The 20842-nt window shown below is 61.0% G+C and carries 21 protein-coding genes; 11 read left to right on the top strand and 10 right to left on the bottom strand.

The window, feature by feature from the left end; genetic code table 11:
* Positions 1–17: 17 nt before the first annotated feature.
* The 3 genes from RDU24_RS08300 to phoU all read left to right on the top strand — a co-directional run bounded on the left by RDU24_RS08300 (position 18) and on the right by phoU (position 2368).
* Positions 18–704: a response regulator transcription factor gene (locus RDU24_RS08300; RefSeq protein ID WP_305571506.1), complete on the top strand. Its 687-nt coding sequence runs from the start codon at positions 18–20 to the stop codon at positions 702–704.
* Between the two features lie 231 nt (positions 705–935).
* Entirely contained in the window at positions 936–1694 is a 759-nt protein-coding gene (pstB, locus tag RDU24_RS08295) for a phosphate ABC transporter ATP-binding protein PstB (protein ID WP_308735278.1), read from the top strand.
* A gap of 8 nt (positions 1695–1702) precedes the next feature.
* A complete protein-coding gene (gene phoU, locus RDU24_RS08290) occupies positions 1703–2368 on the top strand; it encodes a phosphate signaling complex protein PhoU (RefSeq protein ID WP_305571510.1) in 666 nt (221 codons plus the stop codon).
* Positions 2369–2727: 359 nt separating this feature from the next.
* On the opposite strand, the gene pstA is transcribed toward phoU, so the two are convergent.
* From pstA to RDU24_RS08275, 3 genes are all read right to left on the bottom strand, one after another.
* Positions 2728–3543 carry a phosphate ABC transporter permease PstA gene (pstA, locus tag RDU24_RS08285; RefSeq protein WP_308735330.1) on the bottom strand — a complete coding sequence of 272 codons (816 nt, stop codon included), beginning with the start codon at positions 3541–3543 and terminating at the stop codon, positions 2728–2730.
* Between the two features lie 120 nt (positions 3544–3663).
* Entirely contained in the window at positions 3664–4554 is an 891-nt protein-coding gene (gene pstC / locus RDU24_RS08280) for a phosphate ABC transporter permease subunit PstC (RefSeq protein WP_308735277.1), read from the bottom strand.
* 129 nt (positions 4555–4683) lie between these two features.
* A complete protein-coding gene (locus RDU24_RS08275; RefSeq protein ID WP_305571514.1) occupies positions 4684–5538 on the bottom strand; it encodes a PstS family phosphate ABC transporter substrate-binding protein in 855 nt (284 codons plus the stop codon).
* A 236-nt stretch (positions 5539–5774) separates the two neighbouring features.
* On the opposite strand from RDU24_RS08275, the gene phnC reads away from it, so the two are divergent.
* The 5 genes from phnC to RDU24_RS08250 all read left to right on the top strand — a co-directional run bounded on the left by phnC (position 5775) and on the right by RDU24_RS08250 (position 9907).
* Positions 5775–6575 (top strand): phosphonate ABC transporter ATP-binding protein, encoded by an 801-nt coding sequence (phnC, locus tag RDU24_RS08270; RefSeq protein WP_305571516.1) that lies wholly within the window; start codon positions 5775–5777, stop codon positions 6573–6575.
* 40 nt (positions 6576–6615) lie between these two features.
* Positions 6616–7473 (top strand): phosphate/phosphite/phosphonate ABC transporter substrate-binding protein, encoded by an 858-nt coding sequence (phnD, locus tag RDU24_RS08265; RefSeq protein ID WP_305571518.1) that lies wholly within the window; start codon positions 6616–6618, stop codon positions 7471–7473.
* Positions 7474–7475: 2 nt separating this feature from the next.
* The gene (gene phnE / locus RDU24_RS08260) at positions 7476–8273 is read left to right on the top strand and encodes a phosphonate ABC transporter, permease protein PhnE (protein WP_308735276.1); all 798 of its coding nucleotides are present in this window, start codon (positions 7476–7478) and stop codon (positions 8271–8273) included.
* The gene (locus RDU24_RS08255; protein WP_305571520.1) at positions 8270–9286 is read left to right on the top strand and encodes a phosphonate dehydrogenase; all 1017 of its coding nucleotides are present in this window, start codon (positions 8270–8272) and stop codon (positions 9284–9286) included. The genes phnE and RDU24_RS08255 overlap by 4 nt, the downstream gene beginning before the upstream one ends.
* 207 nt (positions 9287–9493) lie before the next feature.
* Positions 9494–9907: a DUF6326 family protein gene (locus RDU24_RS08250; RefSeq protein WP_305571522.1), complete on the top strand. Its 414-nt coding sequence runs from the start codon at positions 9494–9496 to the stop codon at positions 9905–9907.
* Between the two features lie 242 nt (positions 9908–10149).
* Here RDU24_RS08250 and RDU24_RS15970 read toward each other — a convergent pair whose 3' ends face one another.
* Positions 10150–10368 carry a transposase gene (locus RDU24_RS15970; protein ID WP_371133099.1) on the bottom strand — a complete coding sequence of 73 codons (219 nt, stop codon included), beginning with the start codon at positions 10366–10368 and terminating at the stop codon, positions 10150–10152.
* A 595-nt stretch (positions 10369–10963) separates the two neighbouring features.
* On the opposite strand from RDU24_RS15970, the gene RDU24_RS08245 reads away from it, so the two are divergent.
* Together RDU24_RS08245 and RDU24_RS08240 are read left to right on the top strand one after the other, a co-directional pair.
* Positions 10964–11317: a TraR/DksA family transcriptional regulator gene (locus RDU24_RS08245; protein ID WP_305571524.1), complete on the top strand. Its 354-nt coding sequence runs from the start codon at positions 10964–10966 to the stop codon at positions 11315–11317.
* A gap of 12 nt (positions 11318–11329) precedes the next feature.
* The gene (locus RDU24_RS08240) at positions 11330–13279 is read left to right on the top strand and encodes a hypothetical protein (protein WP_305571526.1); all 1950 of its coding nucleotides are present in this window, start codon (positions 11330–11332) and stop codon (positions 13277–13279) included.
* Positions 13280–13503: 224 nt separating this feature from the next.
* Here RDU24_RS08240 and RDU24_RS08235 read toward each other — a convergent pair whose 3' ends face one another.
* From RDU24_RS08235 to RDU24_RS08215, 5 genes are all read right to left on the bottom strand, one after another.
* The gene (locus tag RDU24_RS08235; protein WP_308735275.1) at positions 13504–13674 is read right to left on the bottom strand and encodes a hypothetical protein; all 171 of its coding nucleotides are present in this window, start codon (positions 13672–13674) and stop codon (positions 13504–13506) included.
* A gap of 306 nt (positions 13675–13980) precedes the next feature.
* Complete coding sequence (locus RDU24_RS08230; protein ID WP_305571530.1) at positions 13981–14388, bottom strand: hypothetical protein; 408 nt, start codon at positions 14386–14388, stop codon at positions 13981–13983.
* Positions 14389–14407: 19 nt separating this feature from the next.
* Positions 14408–15463, bottom strand: a complete 1056-nt coding sequence (locus RDU24_RS08225; RefSeq protein ID WP_305571532.1) for a hypothetical protein — start codon at positions 15461–15463, stop codon at positions 14408–14410.
* 2 nt (positions 15464–15465) lie between these two features.
* Positions 15466–15705 (bottom strand): hypothetical protein, encoded by a 240-nt coding sequence (locus RDU24_RS08220; protein ID WP_305571534.1) that lies wholly within the window; start codon positions 15703–15705, stop codon positions 15466–15468.
* Between the two features lie 1371 nt (positions 15706–17076).
* The gene (locus RDU24_RS08215) at positions 17077–17523 is read right to left on the bottom strand and encodes a hypothetical protein (protein ID WP_305571536.1); all 447 of its coding nucleotides are present in this window, start codon (positions 17521–17523) and stop codon (positions 17077–17079) included.
* A gap of 551 nt (positions 17524–18074) precedes the next feature.
* Between RDU24_RS08215 and RDU24_RS08210 the strand changes: the two genes are divergently transcribed.
* Positions 18075–18992, top strand: coding sequence for a hypothetical protein (locus RDU24_RS08210; protein WP_305571538.1), 918 nt, complete (start codon positions 18075–18077; stop codon positions 18990–18992).
* Positions 18993–19168: 176 nt separating this feature from the next.
* Here the strand turns inward: RDU24_RS08210 and RDU24_RS08205 are convergent.
* The coding region (locus RDU24_RS08205) for a recombinase family protein (protein ID WP_308735274.1) at positions 19169–20842 on the bottom strand (1674 nt) is incomplete at its 5' end.

Raw genomic sequence — 20842 nt, 5'->3', positions numbered from 1 at the left:
AACGGGGAGCTTAGCTCATGGAACAGCGGCGAGTCATGGTGGTGGAGGATCATGCGGAAACGTGTGAGCTCTTGCGTTACAATCTCACCGCGGCAGGCTTTGAAGTGCGCACGGCGCTGGACGGAAAACAGGCTCTAAACGTCATGGACCGCTGGCGTCCTGACCTCGTGCTGCTCGACCTGATGCTGCCGGAAATGGACGGCTTTGAAGTTTGCCGCACGCTCAAGCAGATCCCTTCCTTAAGCGCGGTGCCGGTGATCTTTCTCACCGCGCGCACCGATGAGGTGGACCGCGTTGTGGGTCTGGAGCTTGGAGCCGAGGACTATGTGCTCAAGCCCTTCAGCACTCGCGAACTCCTTCTGCGTATCAAGATCGTGCTGCGCAGGACAAGTTCGGAACATGACGAAAACTCGGACACTTTCCAGCGCGAAGGGCTCATGGTGAACTTTGCTGCTCATGAAATGTTAGTGGACGGCGAAAAGCGCGTGTTGACTGCCACCGAGCAGAAGCTGTTCAAGGCCATCGTGCAGAGCCGGGGCCGCGTGCTCTCCAGAGACAGGCTCCTGGATATGGTCTGGAATACGGAATTCGAAGGGACTTCGCGCACCATTGACACGCACATGCGCCGCTTGCGGGTCAAGCTGGGCCACTATGCCGACTGGATCGAGACCTTGCGCGGCGTGGGATACCGGTTCAAAGACTGAAATGCATTCCCGCCAGCAACTATTGCGCCCTTCTCTCCTCCCTCGCCGTGCGCCATGAGTGGCTGGTACTCAAGATCAACGCTTGCGGGACCTTGCTCCCTGTGCTTCGTCACCGAATTGTCACATTCTCGTGTCCCTGATGTTGCGCCCAAAGAGTATCTTCACCCCGCAGGCAACGGCTTGGCGGGAAAGTGTCCCGCTTGGCCCTGACCGGCAGAGCACGGAGAGCCCATGCCCAACATAAAGATTGCTTCACAGTCCCTGGACTTCCACTACGGGGCCTTCCAGGCGCTGCACCAAGTGGACCTAAACTTTGAGGAGCACCAGGTCACGGCGCTCATCGGCCCCTCGGGCTGCGGCAAGAGCACCTACCTGCGCTGCATCAACCGCATGAACGACCTCATCCCCGGCGCGCGGGTCGACGGCCGGCTCACCCTGGATGGCGAGGACATTTACGCCCCCGGCGTGGACGTGGTGGAGTTGCGGCGGCGCATCGGCATGGTATTCCAGAAGCCCAACCCCTTCCCCAAGACCATCTACGAGAACGTGGCCTACGGCCTGCGCGTCAACGGCGTGAAGGACAAGCGCGTCCTCGATCAGAGCGTGGAGTCCTCCCTGCGCGGCGCGGCCCTCTGGGACGAGGTCAAGGACCGCCTGGAGTCCTCGGCGCTGGGACTGTCCGGCGGCCAGCAGCAGCGCCTGTGCATCGCCCGCGCCCTGGCCGTGCGGCCCGAGGTCCTGCTCATGGACGAGCCCGCCAGCGCGCTCGACCCCATCGCCACCCAGAAGATCGAGGACCTGATCCACGAGCTCAAGCGCGACCTCACCATCATCATCGTCACCCACAGCATGCAGCAGGCCGCGCGCGTGTCCGACCGCACGGCCTTCTTCTATTTAGGCAAACTCATCGAAGAGGGCGACACTCGCACCATCTTCACCCGCCCGCGCAACAAGCAGACAGAAGACTACATCACCGGCCGCTTCGGCTAGGGGGACACATGCAGCAGCGCATCCATTTCACCCAGAAGCTCGACGAACTGCGCATGCAGCTCATCCGCATGGCCGCCCTCACCGAGAAGGCCGTGCACGACGCCACCCGCGCCTATCTGGAGAACGACACCGACCTGGCCGAGAGCGTGGTCATGAACGATGCGGCTGTCAACGACATGGAAGACGCCATCGACACCTTCAACTTGGAACTGCTGGCCTTGGACCAGCCCATGGCCAAAGACCTACGCCTCATCATCGGCTCCATGCGCCTCACCGTGAACCTGGAGCGCATCGGCGACGAATGCGTGAACCTGGCCCACCGCACCCTGTTTCTGTCCACTCGGCCGCCCCTGCCAGCCAATGCTCGCATGGAGCGGCTCTGCGCCCATGTGCAGGATATGCTGACCAAGGCCGTGCGTGCCTTTGTGGACGAAGACACGGTGCTGGCCGGGGAGATCTGCGCCATGGACCACACCGCCGACGAACTGTCCCTCAAGGTGCTCAAGGAGGCCATCAGCACCATGGTCGAGGAGACACGGATCGTGGAGCGCAGCGTGCATGTCATAATGGCCTCACGGCACCTGGAACGAATCGGTGACCTAGCCACCAACCTTGCCGAGGCCGTCATCTTCATCAAGGAAGGCCAGAACGTGAAACACAGGTGCAAGGGTTAGAGAAGTCCCTCCGGTCAAACTACATTCAAGCGGCCTGGCCTGGAGCGTCAACTCTGGGCCAGGCCGCTTGTCGTGCAGACTTGGTAGGGCATGGAGCATCTTGTTGCCCATGACGAGGAACAGGAGGCGCAGAGCTTCTTGCACCCGCACAAAGGCACATTGGTGGACAGTTTCGCACCTTGTGCGTGGTGGAGATGCTGGCCGCAGTTATGCCGAAGATGAGAGGGAGGCAGCTTGGACCAACCCGAGGATGCGCAGCTTGCAGGCAGAGAGCCTGTCAGCGAAGTGTCCGGGGGGGCATCTGCCCTGGCAGTGGGAAGCCTGATGGCTGTACGGCTGAAGCCTCTTTGTTTTGCCCGTTACCGCTCCCCCCGTCTCTGCAGCCAGGCGCGCAGGAAGATGGCGAAGAGGTTCATGCCCAGCACCAGGGCGATGAGCACCAGCGCCGTGCCATACTGGATGGGCCGGGTCTTCTCGATCTCCGTGCCCGCGGTGGCCAGCACGTAGATGTGGTAGGGCAGGGCCATGACGTCGGAGAACATGGAGGTCGGCATCTTCGGGGTGTAGAACACCGCCGCCGTGAACATGATGGCCGCGGTCTCGCCCGCGGCGCGGCTGATGCCCAATATGGAGCCGGTGAGGATGCCCGGCAGGGCGCTGGGCAGCACCACCCGCCAGATGGTCTGCCACTTGGTGCCGCCAAGGGCCAGGGAGGCCTCGCGGTAGGTGGCCGGGACGCTCTTCAGGGCCTCCTCCGTGGTGCCGATGATCACCGGCAGGCACAGCACGCCCAGCGTCAGCCAGCCAGCCAGGAGCGACACGCCGAGATCGAGCACCGTGACGAACAGTCCCAGGCCGAACAGGCCGAACACCACCGAGGGCACGCCCGCCAGGTTGTTCACCCCCAGGCGGATGACGCGCATGAGCCTGCCCGGCTGGGCGTACTCGTGCAGGTAGATGGCGCTGGCCACGCCCAGGGGCAGGGCCACGGCCATGGCCCCCAGCGACAGCAGCACCGTGCCCACGATGCACGGCCAGATGCCGCCCTCGGTCATGTTGTTGCGCGGGACCTCGGTCAGGAAACTCCACGAAATGGACGACAGCCCGTTGACCAGCAGGAAGCCGATGATGACGGCCAGGGCTGCGGCCACGATGAGGATGGCGCCGCGCAGCATCAGGAAGGCCAGCCACTGCTTGGTCTTGCGCACGCGGTCGCGGCCCGTGGTCACGGACAGGGACCGGCGCGGGGGCGTGGGCAGGGAGACGGTCGCGTCAACGTTCATGTTCGCCTCGCTTTACAGGCTGGCCGAGCCGGTCTGGCTGTGCTTGTGGGAGATGTAGTCGGCCAGGATATTGAAGCAGAGCGTCACCAGGAAGAGCACCATGGCCGTGGCGAAGAGCGCATGGTAGTGGTGGCCGCGAAACGGCGCCTCGGCCATCTCCGCCGCGATGCTCGCGGGCATGGGCCGCACCGGGCTCCAGAGCGAGTCCGGAATCACCGCCGCGCCGCCCGCCACCATGAGCACCACCATGGTCTCGCCGATGGCCCGGCTCATGCCCAGGATCACCGCCGTGCCGATGCCGGAGAGCGAGGCCGGGATGGTGACGCGCAGAAGCGTTTCCAGGTGCGTGGCGCCCAGGGCGAAGCTGGCTTCCTTGAGGTCGCGCGGGACGGCGTAGATGGCGTCCTCGCTGACGCTGGCGATGGTGGGCACGCTCATGAAGGCCAGCATGAGCGCGGCGTTGGCCAGGTTCAGGCCCACGGGGATGTCGAAATAGTCCTGGAGGAACGGGGCCATGACCACCATGCCGAAGAAGCCGATGACCACCGAGGGCAGGCTCGCCAGCATCTCCACAATGGGCTTGACCACGGCGCGCACGCGTGGGGAGGCGATCTCCGCCAGGTACACGGCGGTCATGACGCCAAGGGGGATGGCCACCAGGGAAGAAAGGGCCGTCACCGCGCCGCTGGCCACGATGAGCGGCAGGATGCCGTAGGCCGGGTTGGCCTCGTCCGTGGGGTACCAGTCCATGCCCAGCAGGAAGCCCTTCACGCTGACGAAGCTGAAGGCGGGCAGGCCCTCCATGAACAAAAAGACCATGATCAGCGCCAGCACGGCCAGCGAGGTCACGGCCGTGGCCATGAAGGCCCGTTTGATGAGGATTTCCCTGGTGCTGCGGCGCATGGGCGAATCTCCGGTCTCTTGCGTTTCGACCCCTCCGCCCGAACCCGGTCCGGATGGGCCGGGCCGGGCTGGGAGGAGGGGTCCCAAAGGAGGAAGGTCGAAACGGTCTTGGCGCTCGGGGAAGCGTTGTTACTTCTTGGCCTTCTTGTCCGCCTTCGCGGCCTTGGCGGCCTTCAGGGGCACATAGTCCACCGAGGCAACGATCTTCTGGCCCTCGTCGGAGAGGATGTAGTTCACGAGCTTGGCCACGTCGCCGGTGGGCTCGCCGTTGGAGTAGAGGTACAGCCCGCGGGAGATGGGATAGGTGCCGTTGAGCGTGTTTTCCACGCTGCCGCCGACGCCTTCCACCGTTACGGCCTTGAGGCCCTTGTTCTGGGTGTAGGCCAGGCCCACGTAGCCGATGGCCGACTTCTGCTTGGACACGGTCTGGGCCACGGCGCCGTTGGAGGCCTGCATCTGGGCGCGGGCGTAGACGCGCTCCTTCTTCAAGACGTGCTCGTTCCAGTACTCGAAGGTGCCGGAGGAGGAGTCGCGGGAGACCACGGAGATGGGGCCGGCTGCGCCGCCCACGTCCTTCCAGTCAGTGATCTTGCCGGTGTAGATGTCCTTTAGCTGGTCCATGGTCAGGTTCTTCACCGGATTCGAGGGGTGCACGATGGGGGTCAGACAGTCGTAAGCGATGATGATCTGTTTGGGGTTCACACCCTTATCCTTGGCCTGCTTGATCTCGGACTCCTTCATCTCGCGGCTCATCATGGCCAGCGGGGTGCTGCCGTCGATGAGGGCCTTGGCGCCGTCGCCGGAGCCGGAGGCGGAGATGGAGATGGACACGCCCTTGTTCTTGGCCATGAAGGCCTCGACGGCCTTCTGCATGATGGGCTGGACAGTGGTGGAGCCCTTGACCGGGAGGTCGCCGGCGAAGGAGACGGCGGCGAGGCCGAGCACGGCCAGGGCGGCGAGTGCGGCGGAAAGAAGACGTTTCATGGATGAGCCTCCGAAGGGGTTGATGTTTACGCTTGCACGGAACATCATAAAGCCCCGCCATGTGACGGTTGTGTGACGGCCCGGCAAAAGGTGGGTGACGCAGGAAAGACGGCCGTATTATTCTTGTTGGCTCCTCTGAACAGGTCTGCTGCTATTGTCACATGCCTGTGACTCTGCCGTCATGACTCCTTGGAGTTCAGATGCTAGGGATCCTCCCATGCAAGGAGGGCTTCCATATGCTCACGATCCAAGGCCTCACCAAAATCTACCAGGCGCACACGGCGCTATATCCCACGGATCTTACCTTTGAAGCCAGCCGTTTCAGCGTTCTCCTCGGTCCCTCAGGGGCCGGAAAATCAACCCTGCTGCGGTGCCTGAATCAGCTCACCGTTCCGACTGGCGGAACGGTGGAGATTGAGGGGATAGGGTCTATCGACACCGCCTCCAAGCGTCACGCACTGCGCTGCATGACAGGGTTCGTTTTCCAGCAGCACCAACTCATCTTTCGCCAGACGGCCCTGGCCAACGTCCTTAACGGTCGCCTTGGCTGCACGCCGCTTTGGAGGAGCCTGCTCCCCTGGTCGCGCAAGGATGTCACCGACGCTCTTGGGTGCCTTGAGCGCGTAGGGCTACTGGATTTCGCCCTCACGCGCGCCGGCAGGCTCTCGGGCGGCCAGCAGCAACGCGTAGGCATCGCCCGCGCCCTGGCTCAGAAGCCGCGCATCATCCTGGCTGATGAACCTGTGGCCAGCCTGGATCCCGCCAAGTCAGAGGAGATTCTTGAACTGCTCCTGAAGATCTGCCGGGAGGATGGCATCTGCACGGTGGTGAGCCTGCATCAGGTGGACCTGGCCCGGAAGTTCGCCGACAGGGTCATTGCCCTCAAGGACGGGCGGGTTGTGTTCGATGCTCCGCCAAACGAGTTGAGCGAAAGCGCTCTTAAAGAGATCTACACTTCTGGCGGTGATGTCTCGTCACAGCCCGAGGAAGAGACCGGTGAGAACGAGCTTGCCGTCCTTGAGGCCAAGGCTGCCTGAACCACCATCCGAAACCTTCTAGCAAGCCATGAGGGAATCCATGAAACGCATCGCATCGCTTCTGCTTGTCGGCATGAGCCTCATCCTTGGCACCCATGCCTTTGCCGCCAACCCTGATCCGGGAACGCTCAAGGTAGCCCTGCTGCCGGACGAAAGCCCCAGCACCATCATCAAGAACAACCAGGCCCTCAAGGACTATCTGGAGAAGAGTCTGGGCAAGAAAGTGGAGTTGGTGGTCACCACCGACTACTCCTCCATGATCGAGGCCATGCGCCACGGCCGCCTCGACCTGGGCTTCTTCGGTCCCCTGTCTTATGTTCTGGCCAAATCCAAGAGTGACATCGAGCCCTTCGCGGCCATGCAGAAGAAAGGCAAGGCCACCTATCGCGGCGTGGTCATTGGCAGCATCGCTTCCGGGGTGAACAGCATCGAGGACATCAAGGGCAAGAAGATGGCCTACGGGGATACCGCGTCCACGTCCTCGCACCTGATCCCCAAGTCCATCCTCAAGGCCAAGGGACTGGAGCCCAAGCGCGACTATGAGGAGCACTTCCTGGGCAGCCATGATGCCGTGGCCCTGAACGTGCAAAACAACAACGCCCAGGCGGGCGGGCTCTCCGAGTCCATCTTCAACATGCTCGTGGAAAAGGGCACCATTTCCTTGAAGAAGGTCAAAGTGCTGGCCGTGTCCAAGGAGTTTCCCGAATACCCCTGGGTCATGCGCTCCAACCTTGCCCCCGCCCTCAAGGAAAAGATCAGGGCCGCCTTCACCGGCTTGAACGATCCGGCAGTGCTCAAGCCCTTCAAGGCTGACGGGTTCGTTGCCATCACGGACAAAGACTACGATGTGGTGCGTGACCTGGCCAAGATTCTCAACCTCGACCTGGCCAAGATGTAGCAATGTCCAAAACATATGAATTCACCATCGGTGAACTGAGGCGGGAATACCTGGCAAGCCTCGCCAAGGCCGGACTGGGCATGCTGGCGGTTGGGGCTTGCCTTGCGCATTCCGGTCTGTTCGACGCCCAAAGGCTCATGGAGGCTGGCCCGGCCTTGGCGGACCTCCTGGGCGAAATGATGCCCCCGGATTTCAGCAACTGGGCGAATTGGGGCATGCCGCTGCTGGACACACTGGCCATGAGCGTGGCCGGGACCTTCCTGGCCGTGTGTCTGTCGATTCCCCTGGGCTTTCTGGCGGCCGCAAACGCCTCGCCGCATCCCGTGGTCCACCGCCTCGCCAGGGGGGTGCTTAATTTCCTGCGTTCAGTGCCGGAGTTGATCATGGGCATCGTGTTCGTGGCGGCTGTGGGGTTCGGGGCGCTCCCGGGTGTGCTGGCACTGGGGCTACATTCCGTGGGCATGGTGGGCAAGTTCTTTGCCGAATCCGTGGAGCACTGCGACAAGCGTGCGGTGGAGGCCATCCGGGCCACAGGCGCCACTCCCATGCAGGTCATGCTCCACGGCATGCTTCCGCAGGTGCTGCCCCAAATGGCCGACATTGCCGTGTACCGCTGGGAATACAACTTTCGGGCGTCTACGGTCATGGGAATGGTCGGCGCAGGGGGCATAGGCTTCCAGCTCATGGGTTCGCTGCGCCTCATGCAGTACCAGGAGGTGGCCGCGCTCTTGCTTGTCATGCTTGTCATGGTGACACTTGTCGATGCGCTGGGCTCTTGGCTCAGGGGGAAATTCGCATGAAGGAAAAACCGCTCACCGTCATCACGCACTGGATACACCCCGAAGTGACCGAGTATCTGACGCAACACTGCCGCCTCCTGCTGAACGACACCCGCGAAAGCCTACCCAGAAAGGAATTGTTCTTGCGGTTGGCCCAAGCGGATGCAGCCATGATGTTCATGCCTGACTGGGTGGACCAGGAGCTCCTAAACCACGCCCCAAGACTCAAGGTCATCGGGGCGGCGCTCAAAGGCTTTGACAACTACGACGTGGAGGCCATCACCGAGCGCGGTGTATGGCTCACCAACGTGCCGGACCTGCTTACTGTGCCCACAGCGGAGCTGACCATCGGGCTCATGCTCTCGCTTGGACGCAATTTCCGTCAAGGGGACCAGATAGTCATGGGCGGGAACTTTCACGGTTGGCGGCCCACTCTCTACGGCACAGGGATACAGGGATCAACCGTCGGCCTCATTGGGATGGGCAGGCTCGGGCAGGCTGTGGCGGGGCGGCTCCAGGGCTGGGGTGCCCGGCTGCTGGGGCACGATGTCTGCCCTCTTGGGCCGGACCGGGCTGCGGAGCTCCACGTGGAGCAGACCGGGCTGGATGACTTGCTGCGCAGGTCGGACTTCGTCGTTCTGCTTACCCCGTTGGCCCCTGGTACGCGGCACCTGCTCGGCGCGGAAAAGCTTGCCCTTGTGCGGCCAGACTGTCTGCTCATCAACGCCGGACGAGGCTCCTGCGTGGACGAGGCCGCTGTGGCGGCGGCGCTACGCCAAGGCCGACTGGCGGGATACGCGGCGGACGTCTTTGAGTTCGAGGACTGGGCTCTGCCGGGACGTCCAAATGCAGTGAACTTGGCCCTACTTGATTCGGAATTGCGAACAGTGTTCACTCCGCACCTTGGCTCGGCCGTGGAGCATGTCCGCCTGGAAATCGCCATGGAGGCGGCTGAGAATATTGTGGAGGCCCTTCAAGGCCTCAGACCCCACGGCGCGGTCAATTCCCCCATACATGTGTCTGTCGGGGCTTAGAGCCTATCCGTGAATAGTTGTTACATTTCTCAACCAAACGATTGCTTCGGCCAGGTGAAGAAATGCCGGGGGCTTTTGGGAACTTGGCGCATTTTTCGCCACCTCCGTCATTTTCAGTGCGTACAATATGTTGCCTCGTCACATCGCATCAGGCACAGTGCGACAGTATTTATCTGAACCACCAACCCTGTATCGCGAGGGCAGCAGATGCGAAGCGTGGAATCAACTCTTTCGGGGTTGTGGATATTCGTAATGTTCAATTACCTCTATTGCGACGTTGTGATGCTTATGGACAATGACATCCTGAAGCAGTTTTTATCTGGCCGTGTTGACGGAACGCCAATCACCAGGGAATTCCTGTTCGGGGCAGCCATATTGATGGAGATCCCCATCGCCATGACCATCCTGACGAAAGTTATGCGGCACAAGATGAACCGCCTAGCCAACCTCTTCTCCGGGACGCTTATGACCGGCGTCCAGTCTGCGACGCTCTTTACTGGGACGACACCTTCTCTTTACTATATCTTCTTCAGCGCCATCGAAATCGCATGCACAGTATTCATCGTCTGGCTGGCGTGGTCGTGGCGCGAGCCCGACCAGTGCCAGACGGCGCAGACCTAGAACCTAACCGTAAATTGCTGTCACTTTTCCCCACCAAGTTTTTGCTGCGGCCAGGTGAAGCAAGGCCTCGAAGCTATCCGCTAACTATTTTCATCGAACCAGGAGCTTCCTGAACCGATTGAGCCAAGAGTGCGTCACCTCGAACACCCAACATCGATTCTTTCACGAACGCCCAGGCCATGTTTCTTCCAGAAGAAACATGGCATGAATCCCCTCTCAGCGATTGCTCTTTGCGCTGGATCTCAATCGTGGCCCTTGTCGGCATAGAGGCATACCATGCCTTTGCCTGCCGTAGTTAAAATTACCGTTACCATCAGTCGTGTAAGCTGGGTTACTTCATGCCTGTTCGCTCCGGTTACGATGATCGACAGTGGGGTTCCACTCTCGTCCACCAACACCTGCCGCTTGCTTCCATTTCTCCACCCGGTCCTTTGATTTCGCCCGACGGATTCTTGAGCCAAAAGAGCCTAACCATTGAGCCTTTGATGCTTTGCCACACCCTGGCGACACTTTCCATGTCGTCGTACTCTGCTAGCCCAACTTGCCAGAGCTGCAAGAATAATCCAGCGTTGAGCTACTTTCGGAAGTGTTTGCGCACCGAACTTGCGTTGCCAAACTGCTCCTTGGGAGGAGCTTTCTACTGGTAGCCTTCTGCGAAACACGAACACGATGCCCTCATGCCTTTTACGGGGGTCCATCGACTATTTCCCCGTCTTGCCTGCGATTGTCGCTTCCCTCGTCCAGACCCTTACGCGCAGGCATCAGCGGTCCAACATGCCCCCAGAACTCATCAGACACCTCGCCATGAACGGACTTTCCATGATGCACATCCGCTCTGAATTATAGGAAAAAAAGAATACAGTGCCATTTGATTACGGATAAGTTCTTGGCTCGGCAAACTTCATTTCAGCCGCCCCTCACTATTCGGTGCCCCCATAAAGAGGACAATTTGTTCCGCTGGCGTCACACAGAGGAAACCTGCCCGCGCAAACGTCATGCTAGACATTCTCTGCACACCGGAAAAGACCGGCTCAACCGCTACCTACGGAGGAGACCATGCTGGAGATGTTGCGCAAACGCCTGCTTGATGCCCTCGATGGCTGCCGCGTGCGGCCCTGCCCCGACGCCGAATTGGACGAGCAACCCCGGCTCGACGCCTGCGCCGATGAGAACGAATTTGCCTCGCGCGTGGTGGAGGTGGGCATGCAGATCGCCCTGCGGCGCAGGCTGGAGGAGCGCCGAGGCGAGATTGAGGCCGCCCTCAAGCGGATGGACACCGGTTGCTACGGCGACTGTGAGGAATGCGGCGAGGAGATCGGCCTTGCGCGGCTCATGGCCAACCCTACCGCCCAGCTTTGCGTGCATTGCCAGGCCGACAATGAACGCGGCCGGTTGCGCCGTTGCGCATGACCAGGAGGCTCTGTGATCCCAGACGCCTTTCGTATCGATCTGCACGTCCACTCCAAGTTTTCAACGCGTCCCTCCCAATGGATCCTGCAGCGCATGGGGTGCCCGGAAAGCTTCACCGAGCCCATGCGCATCTACGAGATCGCGCGTGCCCGGGGCATGGGCATGGTCACCATAACCGACCACAACACGATCAGCGGCTCGCTTGAGATCGCGCACCTGCCAGGGGCCTTCGTCAGCGAGGAGATCACCACATACTTTCCCGAGGACCGCTGCAAGCTGCACGTGCTGGCCTACGACATCACCGAGGCCCAGCACGCGGAGTTCCAGCGCCTGCGCGAGAACGTCTTCGACCTTGTGCCCTACCTGCGCGAGGAAGGCATCGTGCACGTGCTGGCGCATCCTCTGTTCGCGGTCAATGACCGTCTGACCCCGGCGCATTTCGAGCAGTGCCTGCTGCTGTTCAACATCTTCGAGCTGAACGGCTCGCGCGACGAGTCCCAGAACGCCTTCCTGCGCCAGGTGGTGGAGGCGCTGCGGCCTGCGGACATTGAGCGTCTTGCCGAAAGGCATGGCATCGAGCCCTCTGGTCCGGCGCCCTGGATCAAGAGCCTGGTGGGCGGCAGCGACGACCATTCGTCTCTGTCCATCGCCCGCAGGCACACCGAGTTCGACGGCCCGGCCACGCTGGCGAACCTGCTTGACGGCATCCGCGAAGGCCGGGGCCGGGTGCTGGGCGGCACGGCCACGCCCTGGGCCATGGCCCACAATCTTTACGGCATCGCCTACCAGTTCTACAAAAGCCGCGCCGGACGGCTGCCCCGCAGCCACGCCTGCATGCGCCTCGCGGACATTCTGCTCGACCCCGCCAGGGCCGGGCGCGAGGTCCGCGCCACACCTCTGGAGCGCCTCAAGGACCGGGTGCGCACCGCCCTGTACGAGCGCCTGGCCGACAAGGATTCGCCCCAGGCCATGCTGCTCTCCGAGGCCACGCGCACCATCCAGGCCGACCCGGAGCTGGCCGCCGCTGCGCGCGGCAGCGTGACCCGCAGCGTGCCGCCCGAGGAATTGTGGCGGCGCTTCGTGCGGCGCGTTTCGGACCGGCTCCTGTCGCGCTTCGCCGACAAGATGCTGGCCTCGGTGCGCAGCGCCAACATCTTTCAGCTGTTCCACGACGTGGCCTCGGCGGGCTCACTTTACGCGCTGCTCTCGCCCTATTTCCTCTCAAGCGAACTGTTCGCCAGGGAACGCAGCTTCACCGGCATGTGCATGGAGACCTTCGGCGTGCGTCGGCAGAATCGGAGCGGCGGCGAACTGCGGGTGGCGCATTTTACGGACACCTTCGCAGAGATCAACGGGGTGGCCCTGACCATCCAGCAGCAGATCGCCCTGGCCAAAAAATACGGCAAGGACATGACCTGCGTGACCTGCACCAGGGGCGCGCCGATGGAGGGGGCCAAGAACTTCGAGCCCGTGGGCTCCTTCGCCATGCCGGAATATCCGGAGCTGACCCTGGCCTATCCGCCGTTCCTGAAGATGCTGGCCTGGTGCTTCGAGCAGGACTTCGACTGCATCCTCACGGCCACGCCGGGCCCCATGGGCCTGGCCGGGCTGGCCATCGCCCGCATCCTGAAGATTCCCGTCTACGCCCTGGCGGAGATCGTGGAGCTGGCCTCCCGCGCCGCCGGGGAGGTGCGCGGCATCGCCCAGTCCGCGCGGGAGCAGGCCCAGTCCGGGCGCGAGGTGAGCCAGTCCATGGAGGACATGCGGCGCATCAGCGAGGAGACGAGCCAGGTCATGGAGGAGAGCGCCCGGGCCGTGAGCGAGCTGGCCCAGCAGGCGCGCAACCTCGCGGGCATCGTGGACGAGATCCGCGCGGATGCGGGCGAAGATCCGGGTGAGCATGCCCGCGGCGACAAGGATGTGGCTTCGCTCAAGCCCGCTGTGTTGCGCTCAGCTGCCTAGCCGTGTGTTCGTGTTTGATGCGTCTTCCGAAGGAGAGTTCCGTGCTGGGCACTGGCAAAGAGTGGGGACTGTTGTGAAGGCAAATGAGAAGGCCTTCTTGGCCGTCGCCAGACTTGCTCTGATCATTGATTGGCCCCTATGGTAACGAAGAGCCGAAGTGCCGCTGGGTTGATGATTTCCCGCATCTATCTCATGCCAAGACAAAGGAAGAAGGAACTCGCCGGTTAACATTTGCACCCGTCTCGGAGCAACGCTGCGGCGATGGCCATCGCGATGGCTGCGGCAGGAAAGAAAAGGACGAGGCAGAAGCGGTTCTGCCGCGCCTTCGCATCCTTGACAGCCGCCATCTGGATACGTTCAAGATAGCGAGCCCAGGCGTTCAGATCGAAAAACACGAACTTGTCGACTTCGCGAACAATCCCGAGCTATTGGAATCTAAGCGGTACTTATTGCGCCAAGCACGGAACGTGCGCAGAGGCAAGCCGATCTTCTCCACAGCAGCAGGGAGCCGCAGCTACCTGCCATCCTTGTAGATTGTAGTGTAAGTGGGCATGACAAGCATCTGTTTCTTCATCATGTTTTCCTCAAATTTGCTGAATGTGCCATCCGTTAGCTGAACCGTACCCACCAGACTTAGTAGCAGGTTAGTGGGATGCACTGTGAGTGGTTTTGCGTGTCCGCCCCTGTTGCTTTGCTTGTTGTTATGGCTCCGGTCCCCACACGGTTACGGGCGACAGGGCCTGAAAGGCTTTTCCGACGGCTATCTCAAGCCGGGCTGCGTCGAGCTGCGCGAGATATGTCTCCTCGGTCATGCGCCCGTCGACCATGCGCTGCATCTGCAGGTACAGCACTTTGTCCTTTTGCCGAACGGCGAACAGTACGCCATCCGCTTCCGTCCCCAGACATGGCTGCGGCTTGCCACGGGCGAGCTGGCCCCGACGGAAGCAGTCGAGACATGCCTTGAGCGTGGCCAGGCTCTCCAGATCAGAGCATGAATACCCCATGAAGTTGGCTGCCACCCTAGTCCAGCGTCGCTTGCCCTTCGCCTCGTCTGCGACACCGGCGGTGATGGAGAGCTTGAAGCCATCCTTGTCGTACGTGAGCGACATCTATACTCCTACCTTCCCGCTACCGGTGCGGGTTCCACAGGTTGATCCACTGCTCTTCGGACACGTCTTTATCCAGCAGATACGACTTCCTTTCGAAGTGCAGCCGCGTGTCCCAGGGGACGTGGCGCAGATTGAAGTACCGGCCGGTAAGCGGCGGCGTAGTCTGAACGATGTGCCGGTTCACGCGCCGCCATATCCAGGCCTCAAGCTCTTGCGCTTGTTGCCGAGCGTCAAACGCGTAGCGCGCGAAGTGGTAAAAGCTACGCGCCGCGGCGTTGATGCGCCGGAGTTTGTGCTCGGGAGAGGCGTCGGAGGCCAGCGCCGTGCGCACGCTCTCTTTCAGGCGCTGCACGGACACGTCATGCATCCTAGCGTACAGTAAGCCTTTGGCTACGTGCGCTTCCCAAGCGAGAACCTTCGCCGGCTGCTCGCGCAGGTCGGTCCACACCGCGCCGACACCTTCGAACGGCTTCGCCGACATGAGCCAACAGCCGTCTTCGTTCCACATCATGCCCGCACGGTACTCGCGGGCTACGGACAGAGTAGTCTCTGCCAGATGCCGCCAAGCAAGGCTGCCCAGGACGTACCGGGCGAAGCTGGCGCGCAGCGTACCCCCGGCCGCATGGTCAAGCAGACACTGCACGTGGGCGATGAACGCCTCGTCGGTGATTCGTGCCGCCGCCGCACCGGGCGCTATCTGCGTGGTTGTCCAGTCGTAGCCGACATGCCCGAGCCAGCAACGGTGAAAGCGATTCGCTTCGATACGCATCCAGCTTGTGAAGACGCCGGGGCACCACCACGGGCGCCAGTAGCCTTGTGCGCCATTGGCGATGGGCGCGAGCACGAACCAGACAGCGTAGAGCTCACCGAAGACCTCGGCTATCTCAAGCTGCTTCCGGCTGGAGCGCGGCATGTAGCGCTCGACAAGCGCCCCGGCGACATTCTGGAAACTGTCACGCTCGAGGTACCGCATCAGATCGTGATGTCGGCCAGCCAAGGCAAGGGAGCGTTGCGCTCGGCGCACGAGCGCAACGTCCCCCGGCCCGGGCCGCTGGTATTCCTTTATGATGCCCACGGCTACGCGCCGACACCGGTCTCGGTCGCCTGCTTCGCCAACGTCTTGTCGTGAGCGGCAAGCTCCTTTTCCGCACCGTCAAGCTGCGTGTTCAACCAAGACTCGAAGTCCGGCTGGAGAGTGAACACCCAGCTCTTCGCTAGGCAAGCCTTCTTGACCGCTTCATAGCGGGCATGAACCTGCACGGTAATCTTGATGTTGAGCTGCTTGTCGCACTTCGTCGCCTTTTTGATAATGGCCATGTATACCTCCGTATACGGGTTAAAGGTTGCGGAAAGGGGGGCCATCAAATCACGGCTGACTGCTTGAGGGAAATCCGTCAACGTGAAATCCGGGGTTGGTCGAAATTACTTTTTTCACAATCGCGGCCGGCATGCCGCGTCTAGCGCATTCGATGACACGCAATATTCTGAAACATAAAGTGTAAATGGCTTCATCATTGAGGTGGACTGACTTCGAGCCTTTCCTGCCCGCTGCCCTTGCGCATCGCCGGCACCGACGTGGTATGCTGTGCGCAGCCCCGCATTCTACCCCGTCGGCCCTCACACCGACACGGCCCGCAGTGGACGTCACTCACGTGCCGCAAGAAGGGATGCGCAAACCCGTACAGAGGAGGAACAACAGACCAGGAGACGTGCGCTCCCAATCCAGGCGCTCGTCTTCGCCATGCCAATCGGAATCGTTAACCCTGCCGTTTTGATCGAGAGCAAACTTCTGGTAGCCAACCAGTAGCCATCGTCTAGCCAGCGACGGTCTCATCAAGTTTGCTCGCAACCGGAGAGCCGTATGCGACGGAAACGCGCCTGTACGGTTCGGGATCCAGCGGCACAAGCTACTTTTGCGTTAGCAGAAGGTGTGAAGTGTCGTTGAGATCATGGCTATCAACGAGTTGGTGCGCTTGGATACGTTGAATGCTGCAAACCTGGGAAACCCAGGTCACGGGACGACACCTACGCCCTCACGGGCTTGGATCGTGACGTGGAAGGGGCATGGCGGCTGCGCGTGACGAAACCGGCTGGCAACCGGAAATAAGCACGATGCGGCTAGAGCAGCCATGCTAAAGGGCGAAAGCCCGACCCGCACCGCTACGGCGACGAGAGGAACTATCGCTATAAAACTCATGTACTAGCCTTGGAGTACCGCCCCGCTGTGACACCTCGGGGGCCGAAAGAAGCAGATGCCAGGAAGAATGCCCTGGCGGTGAAATCATGAGCACAGATAGCGCCTAAGGCGGTTGATATCGGCATGTGGGGTAAAAGCCCACGGCGGCGTACTGACAAGATACTAGCTGGCTATCAACTGGCTTGGAAAGTGCCGTTTCAATGGAATCGAGGATGTACCCTGTACGCCGATTCGGCGTGCAGGACACAGAGGTCTCATAGTAACCCCCTGCAAAGGCAACGTCTGCGCCCGACCACGGACAAACAATCCGTGGCAGGTATCGGTTGGCTACCGAGCTGTAAGCGAAGGGCAGACGGGACGAGGAAATGCGTCCGGGCAAAGGAGACTAGGTCGGTCAAGGCAGGATTCCGAATCATGGATCATCAAATGATAAGGGGGCCGCAAGGCCCCCTTTTGCTGTGCCGTCTCGGTACGGCAAGAGTCTCTGTCAGCTAGTCGTCGAAGCTGCTAGATGAGAAGGAATCGTCGAAGCTGCTACTTGAACAACTGTCATCGAAGCTACTCGATGAGAACGAGTCGTCAAAGGTGGATGAGTTGGTGAAGCTGTCGTCATGGTACGTCGGGTCAACGAGCGTACCGTGATAGATATTATCCAGCTCGTACGCATACGTCGGGTCAGTCCATCGGCTCGTATCCGACTCGTAGCCGAAGGATATGGTGCTGTCGTCCGTCGCGCTGTTTGTCGGCCAGTCGTCGTCGCTGAAGAGGAGCGAGCCCTCATGCGTCATGAGGCCGCTGCCGCAGATGACAGCAGCGGTGGCGGTGTCGTCCGGGGCCACGCGAACCGGCGCGTAAGCTAACGCGTCCGACTCCTGCCCACGCTGACGCAGGAGCACGATGGCGATGAGCAGCGCTGTGCAGATGAAGATTCCGTCCATATTTTCTCCTTGGTTTTGTGCGTTTTGGGAATCAATCTATAGCACAAACCGAGAGAAGAGCCCAGGAAAAAGTGATCGACTTCAGGTGTTTAATGAAAATCGTGTACGAGTTGGCTAGCCGTCCAGAACTGGGCGCAAGCGCGTAGGTACTCCGCTGCCTTTCAGCGCTCACAAACCTTGAGGAAGATGACCTCACCCTTTCAAAGCGGGCCGGTACGCCCTCCCTACAACATCTATGACCCGAGCCCCCCACCGGCGGCGAGACATCTTCGACCGTCGCCCCATAGCTGTGCGCTGCACGAGCAAGCGGCGTGGGGCAAGGCGCGGCGTAGCCGCCCCCGAATGGGGTCGCCTTGCCGCACGGCGCGCTCGTGCTAACGTGCGTGTAGCGATGGTCTAGCCGAAGGAATGAAGGAAATTTATTGCCTGGACCGCTGTGGCACGATGCTGAAGTCAAGACTTTGAAATCGTCATTTCGCAAATTTCTGATCTAGATTTTTCAGCGAGAATTCGAGAGATCGTGATCCCTTTCACCAAAACCAGGAGGGATCATGACCACGAGACTCACGCTCACAACACTGGCCCAAGCAATAGTGCTGCCTTGCTTGTCGCGGAGGACCGGCAAGCCGTGCCGTTCCTCCATCACCCGGCAGTTGCTGCTCGCCGAAGCGGCGGGCAACCCCCACTTGGTCGGCTGTTTGGACTCGCAGGGCCGTGTGCACCGCACGACGGTCCGAGACGTGCTCTCCGTGCAACGTCGACTCGTCCTTCACGCGGAAGCGCTGGGCGGCGCGGGCCGCGTCTGGCGCGAACTCGATGCGCTCCCGCCCGCTGCGTTCTCCCTTGACGGCTCCGGCTCACCCTACACCTTCGTTTCACTTGGCAGCAGGGATGCGGTGGAACTCATCGGCGCGTGGCCGTCGCCCAGCGGTGACATCACAGCCATGCTGCGTCCCATTTGTGGCATGCTCATCTCGGCGACGGACTCCGTCATTCCGCCGTTCCGCCAGATAGGCCATTTGTGGCCCCACGGCGATTTCGCGAGGCCAAGCGGCTCGCTCGTGCTGTCGTTTGCCCGCCGCCCCGGCGTGCTCTTCGCAGCAAAGTATCCGCTCGAGTTGGCCGCCAAGGTCATCGTCCGCAACAGAACGGCATGGGGCGAAGCATGGGAGCCCGAAGCACCAACAGACGCGAACCGTCGCTCCGCGGAACTTATGGCTGCGCAGTACAAGCCGCGGCCCCATGTGCCGCTTACGACCGAGCTTCTTCGCGAAGCCGCGCAGACGAAGCCCGTCGAAGACTTGGGCGAATGGTGGCACGACTGCGCCATCTGGCATCCCGCCGGATCGCCTCGCTGGCGCAATGGTCACAACCGCTCTGGAGTCTTGGTTTCGAACGACGACCCCGGCCTCCGGCACCTTTTCGTGACCAAGGACTGCGGGAACTCCGCGTCGCTGACGGTGCGATAGCAGGGAAATTGTGACGACCCGGACGGGGCGTTGCGAAGTGTTGCCGCCGGGCTTGTTGTCCGGCGGCTTACGTTTGGGAGCCTGACAATGCAAGGAAGCAAGGAATGGGGGCAAGAAAGAAGGAAGCGAAGGCAAAGGACGGGACAAGGAAATGGAGAAGGAAAGGAGGCTAGTGGCTACTTTGCCTCCTCGTCATCTTCGGTTCCAAGCTGCATGACGGCGCGGCCTGCGTAGCTTCGGGCAGTCAGGGTGCCCTTGGCGCCGATGCGCTTGCTCTTTTCGATGCGCGTCCATTCGCGCTTCACAAGCTCGTAGACGGTGCCAGCGCGTGTCTTGATGCGGATCATGTGATCCTCGTGGAACGCGACATCCTCGATGACAGCGCGCATCTGATCCGCGATGCGCACCCGGCGGGAGTAGACGGCCTCTTCAGACATGTCGATGCCTTCTGGCATCTTCTCGCCGTAGGCTTCCTCCACGAGGCGGAACAGACCCGCAGATTGGGCGGCCTCGCGAGCTTCAGCCGCGCCGGCGCGCGCCGTAGCAAGCTGCTCCTCCAGTTCTGTGCGCCGCTTGCGGTTCTTCGCTAGCGCCTGAATGAGTTCGGGCATGTCCCCGAGGTCGTCGTTCTCCAGCGTCTCGATCATGCGGCCAATGGTGGCCTTTACCCGGATGAGTTGCGCGTCCAGCTCCTTCACACGCTCCTGATTCTGCTTCTGCCGCTCGACGTGCATACCGGCGGCCTCGATGATGTCGATATCGGACAGGACGCCGGACAGGATGAAGTTTTCCATATGCAAGTAGCTGTAGTACTGTTTGTTCTTGCACCCGCTTTTCTTGAGAGAGCTTGAACATGCCAGATAGAGCGCCCAAGGCCGCAGACCACTTTTCCTCGTGACATCTTTTGTATGGTTAAGGTAGCGCATCCGCGCGCCGCATACATCGCAGCGGGTCATGCCTTGGAAAAGATTCGCGTATTTTTTGCCCTTCCTCCCGGCGTGGTTCTCACGCCGAAGCCGGGTTTTATCCTGGATCAACTCGAATGTGTCCCTATCGATTATAGCCGGGTAGTAGCCTTCGATGGTCTCGATGATTTTCCTGCCGCCCGCTGTGGTCACTTCTGGCAGGTATTCGCCGATGACAGCCCGGTTATGAAGCAACTTGAAGATGTAGCTTTGGTGCCAGACGGGCTTGCGTTTGTTCCAAGCCTGCACGCCATTCTCCGTCAGCAGGTCGGCGATCTTGCCCTGCCCCTTGCCCTCCGAGTACCAGGCGAATATCCGTTTGACGATCTCGACGCGCTCTGGGATCAGTTTGAACTTGCCGTTTTTGACTTTCATCCAGTGAGGACATTGTTTGGTGACAGGGATTCCCTTCTTGGCTTTCTCCCGCTTTGTCTTCCAATTTTCGAGGGATCGCACGGACTTCATGGCGCTCTCTTTGTTTGAGCGCGCCATGTCGTTGAGCAGTTGCAGGAAATCATCGAAGTTGATTTCGCTGAAGATTTTGTCCTCGGAGATGATGCCGAGCAAAAGGCCGTAGTCGAAAATGTTGAGTAAAAGCCGTATGGAGGGTTGAAGTTCGTCTCGCGACAGGCGGTCCACCGACTCGACAATCAGGAGCGTTCCCTTCTCGAGTGTACCTTTTTGCGCTATCTTGAGGAACTCGGCCAATTCGCCATGTAAGGCATTCGAACTGCGGAACGCGGACTTGCCGATGTCCTGGAGGTACTCGACAACCTCGTACCCGTGCCGACCAGCGAACTGCTGCGCGGATTCACGTTGCCGGCGTTCGCCGTCGCCAGCGGCTTGCGCTTGCGAGGAGAGGCGGATGTAAGCGTATGCTTTGGC

Source organism: Humidesulfovibrio sp., assembly GCF_031082295.1.
Classification (GTDB): domain Bacteria; phylum Desulfobacterota; class Desulfovibrionia; order Desulfovibrionales; family Desulfovibrionaceae; genus Humidesulfovibrio.
Note: the sequence above shows the minus strand (reverse complement) of the source record. Positions and strands in the feature narration are given on the sequence as shown.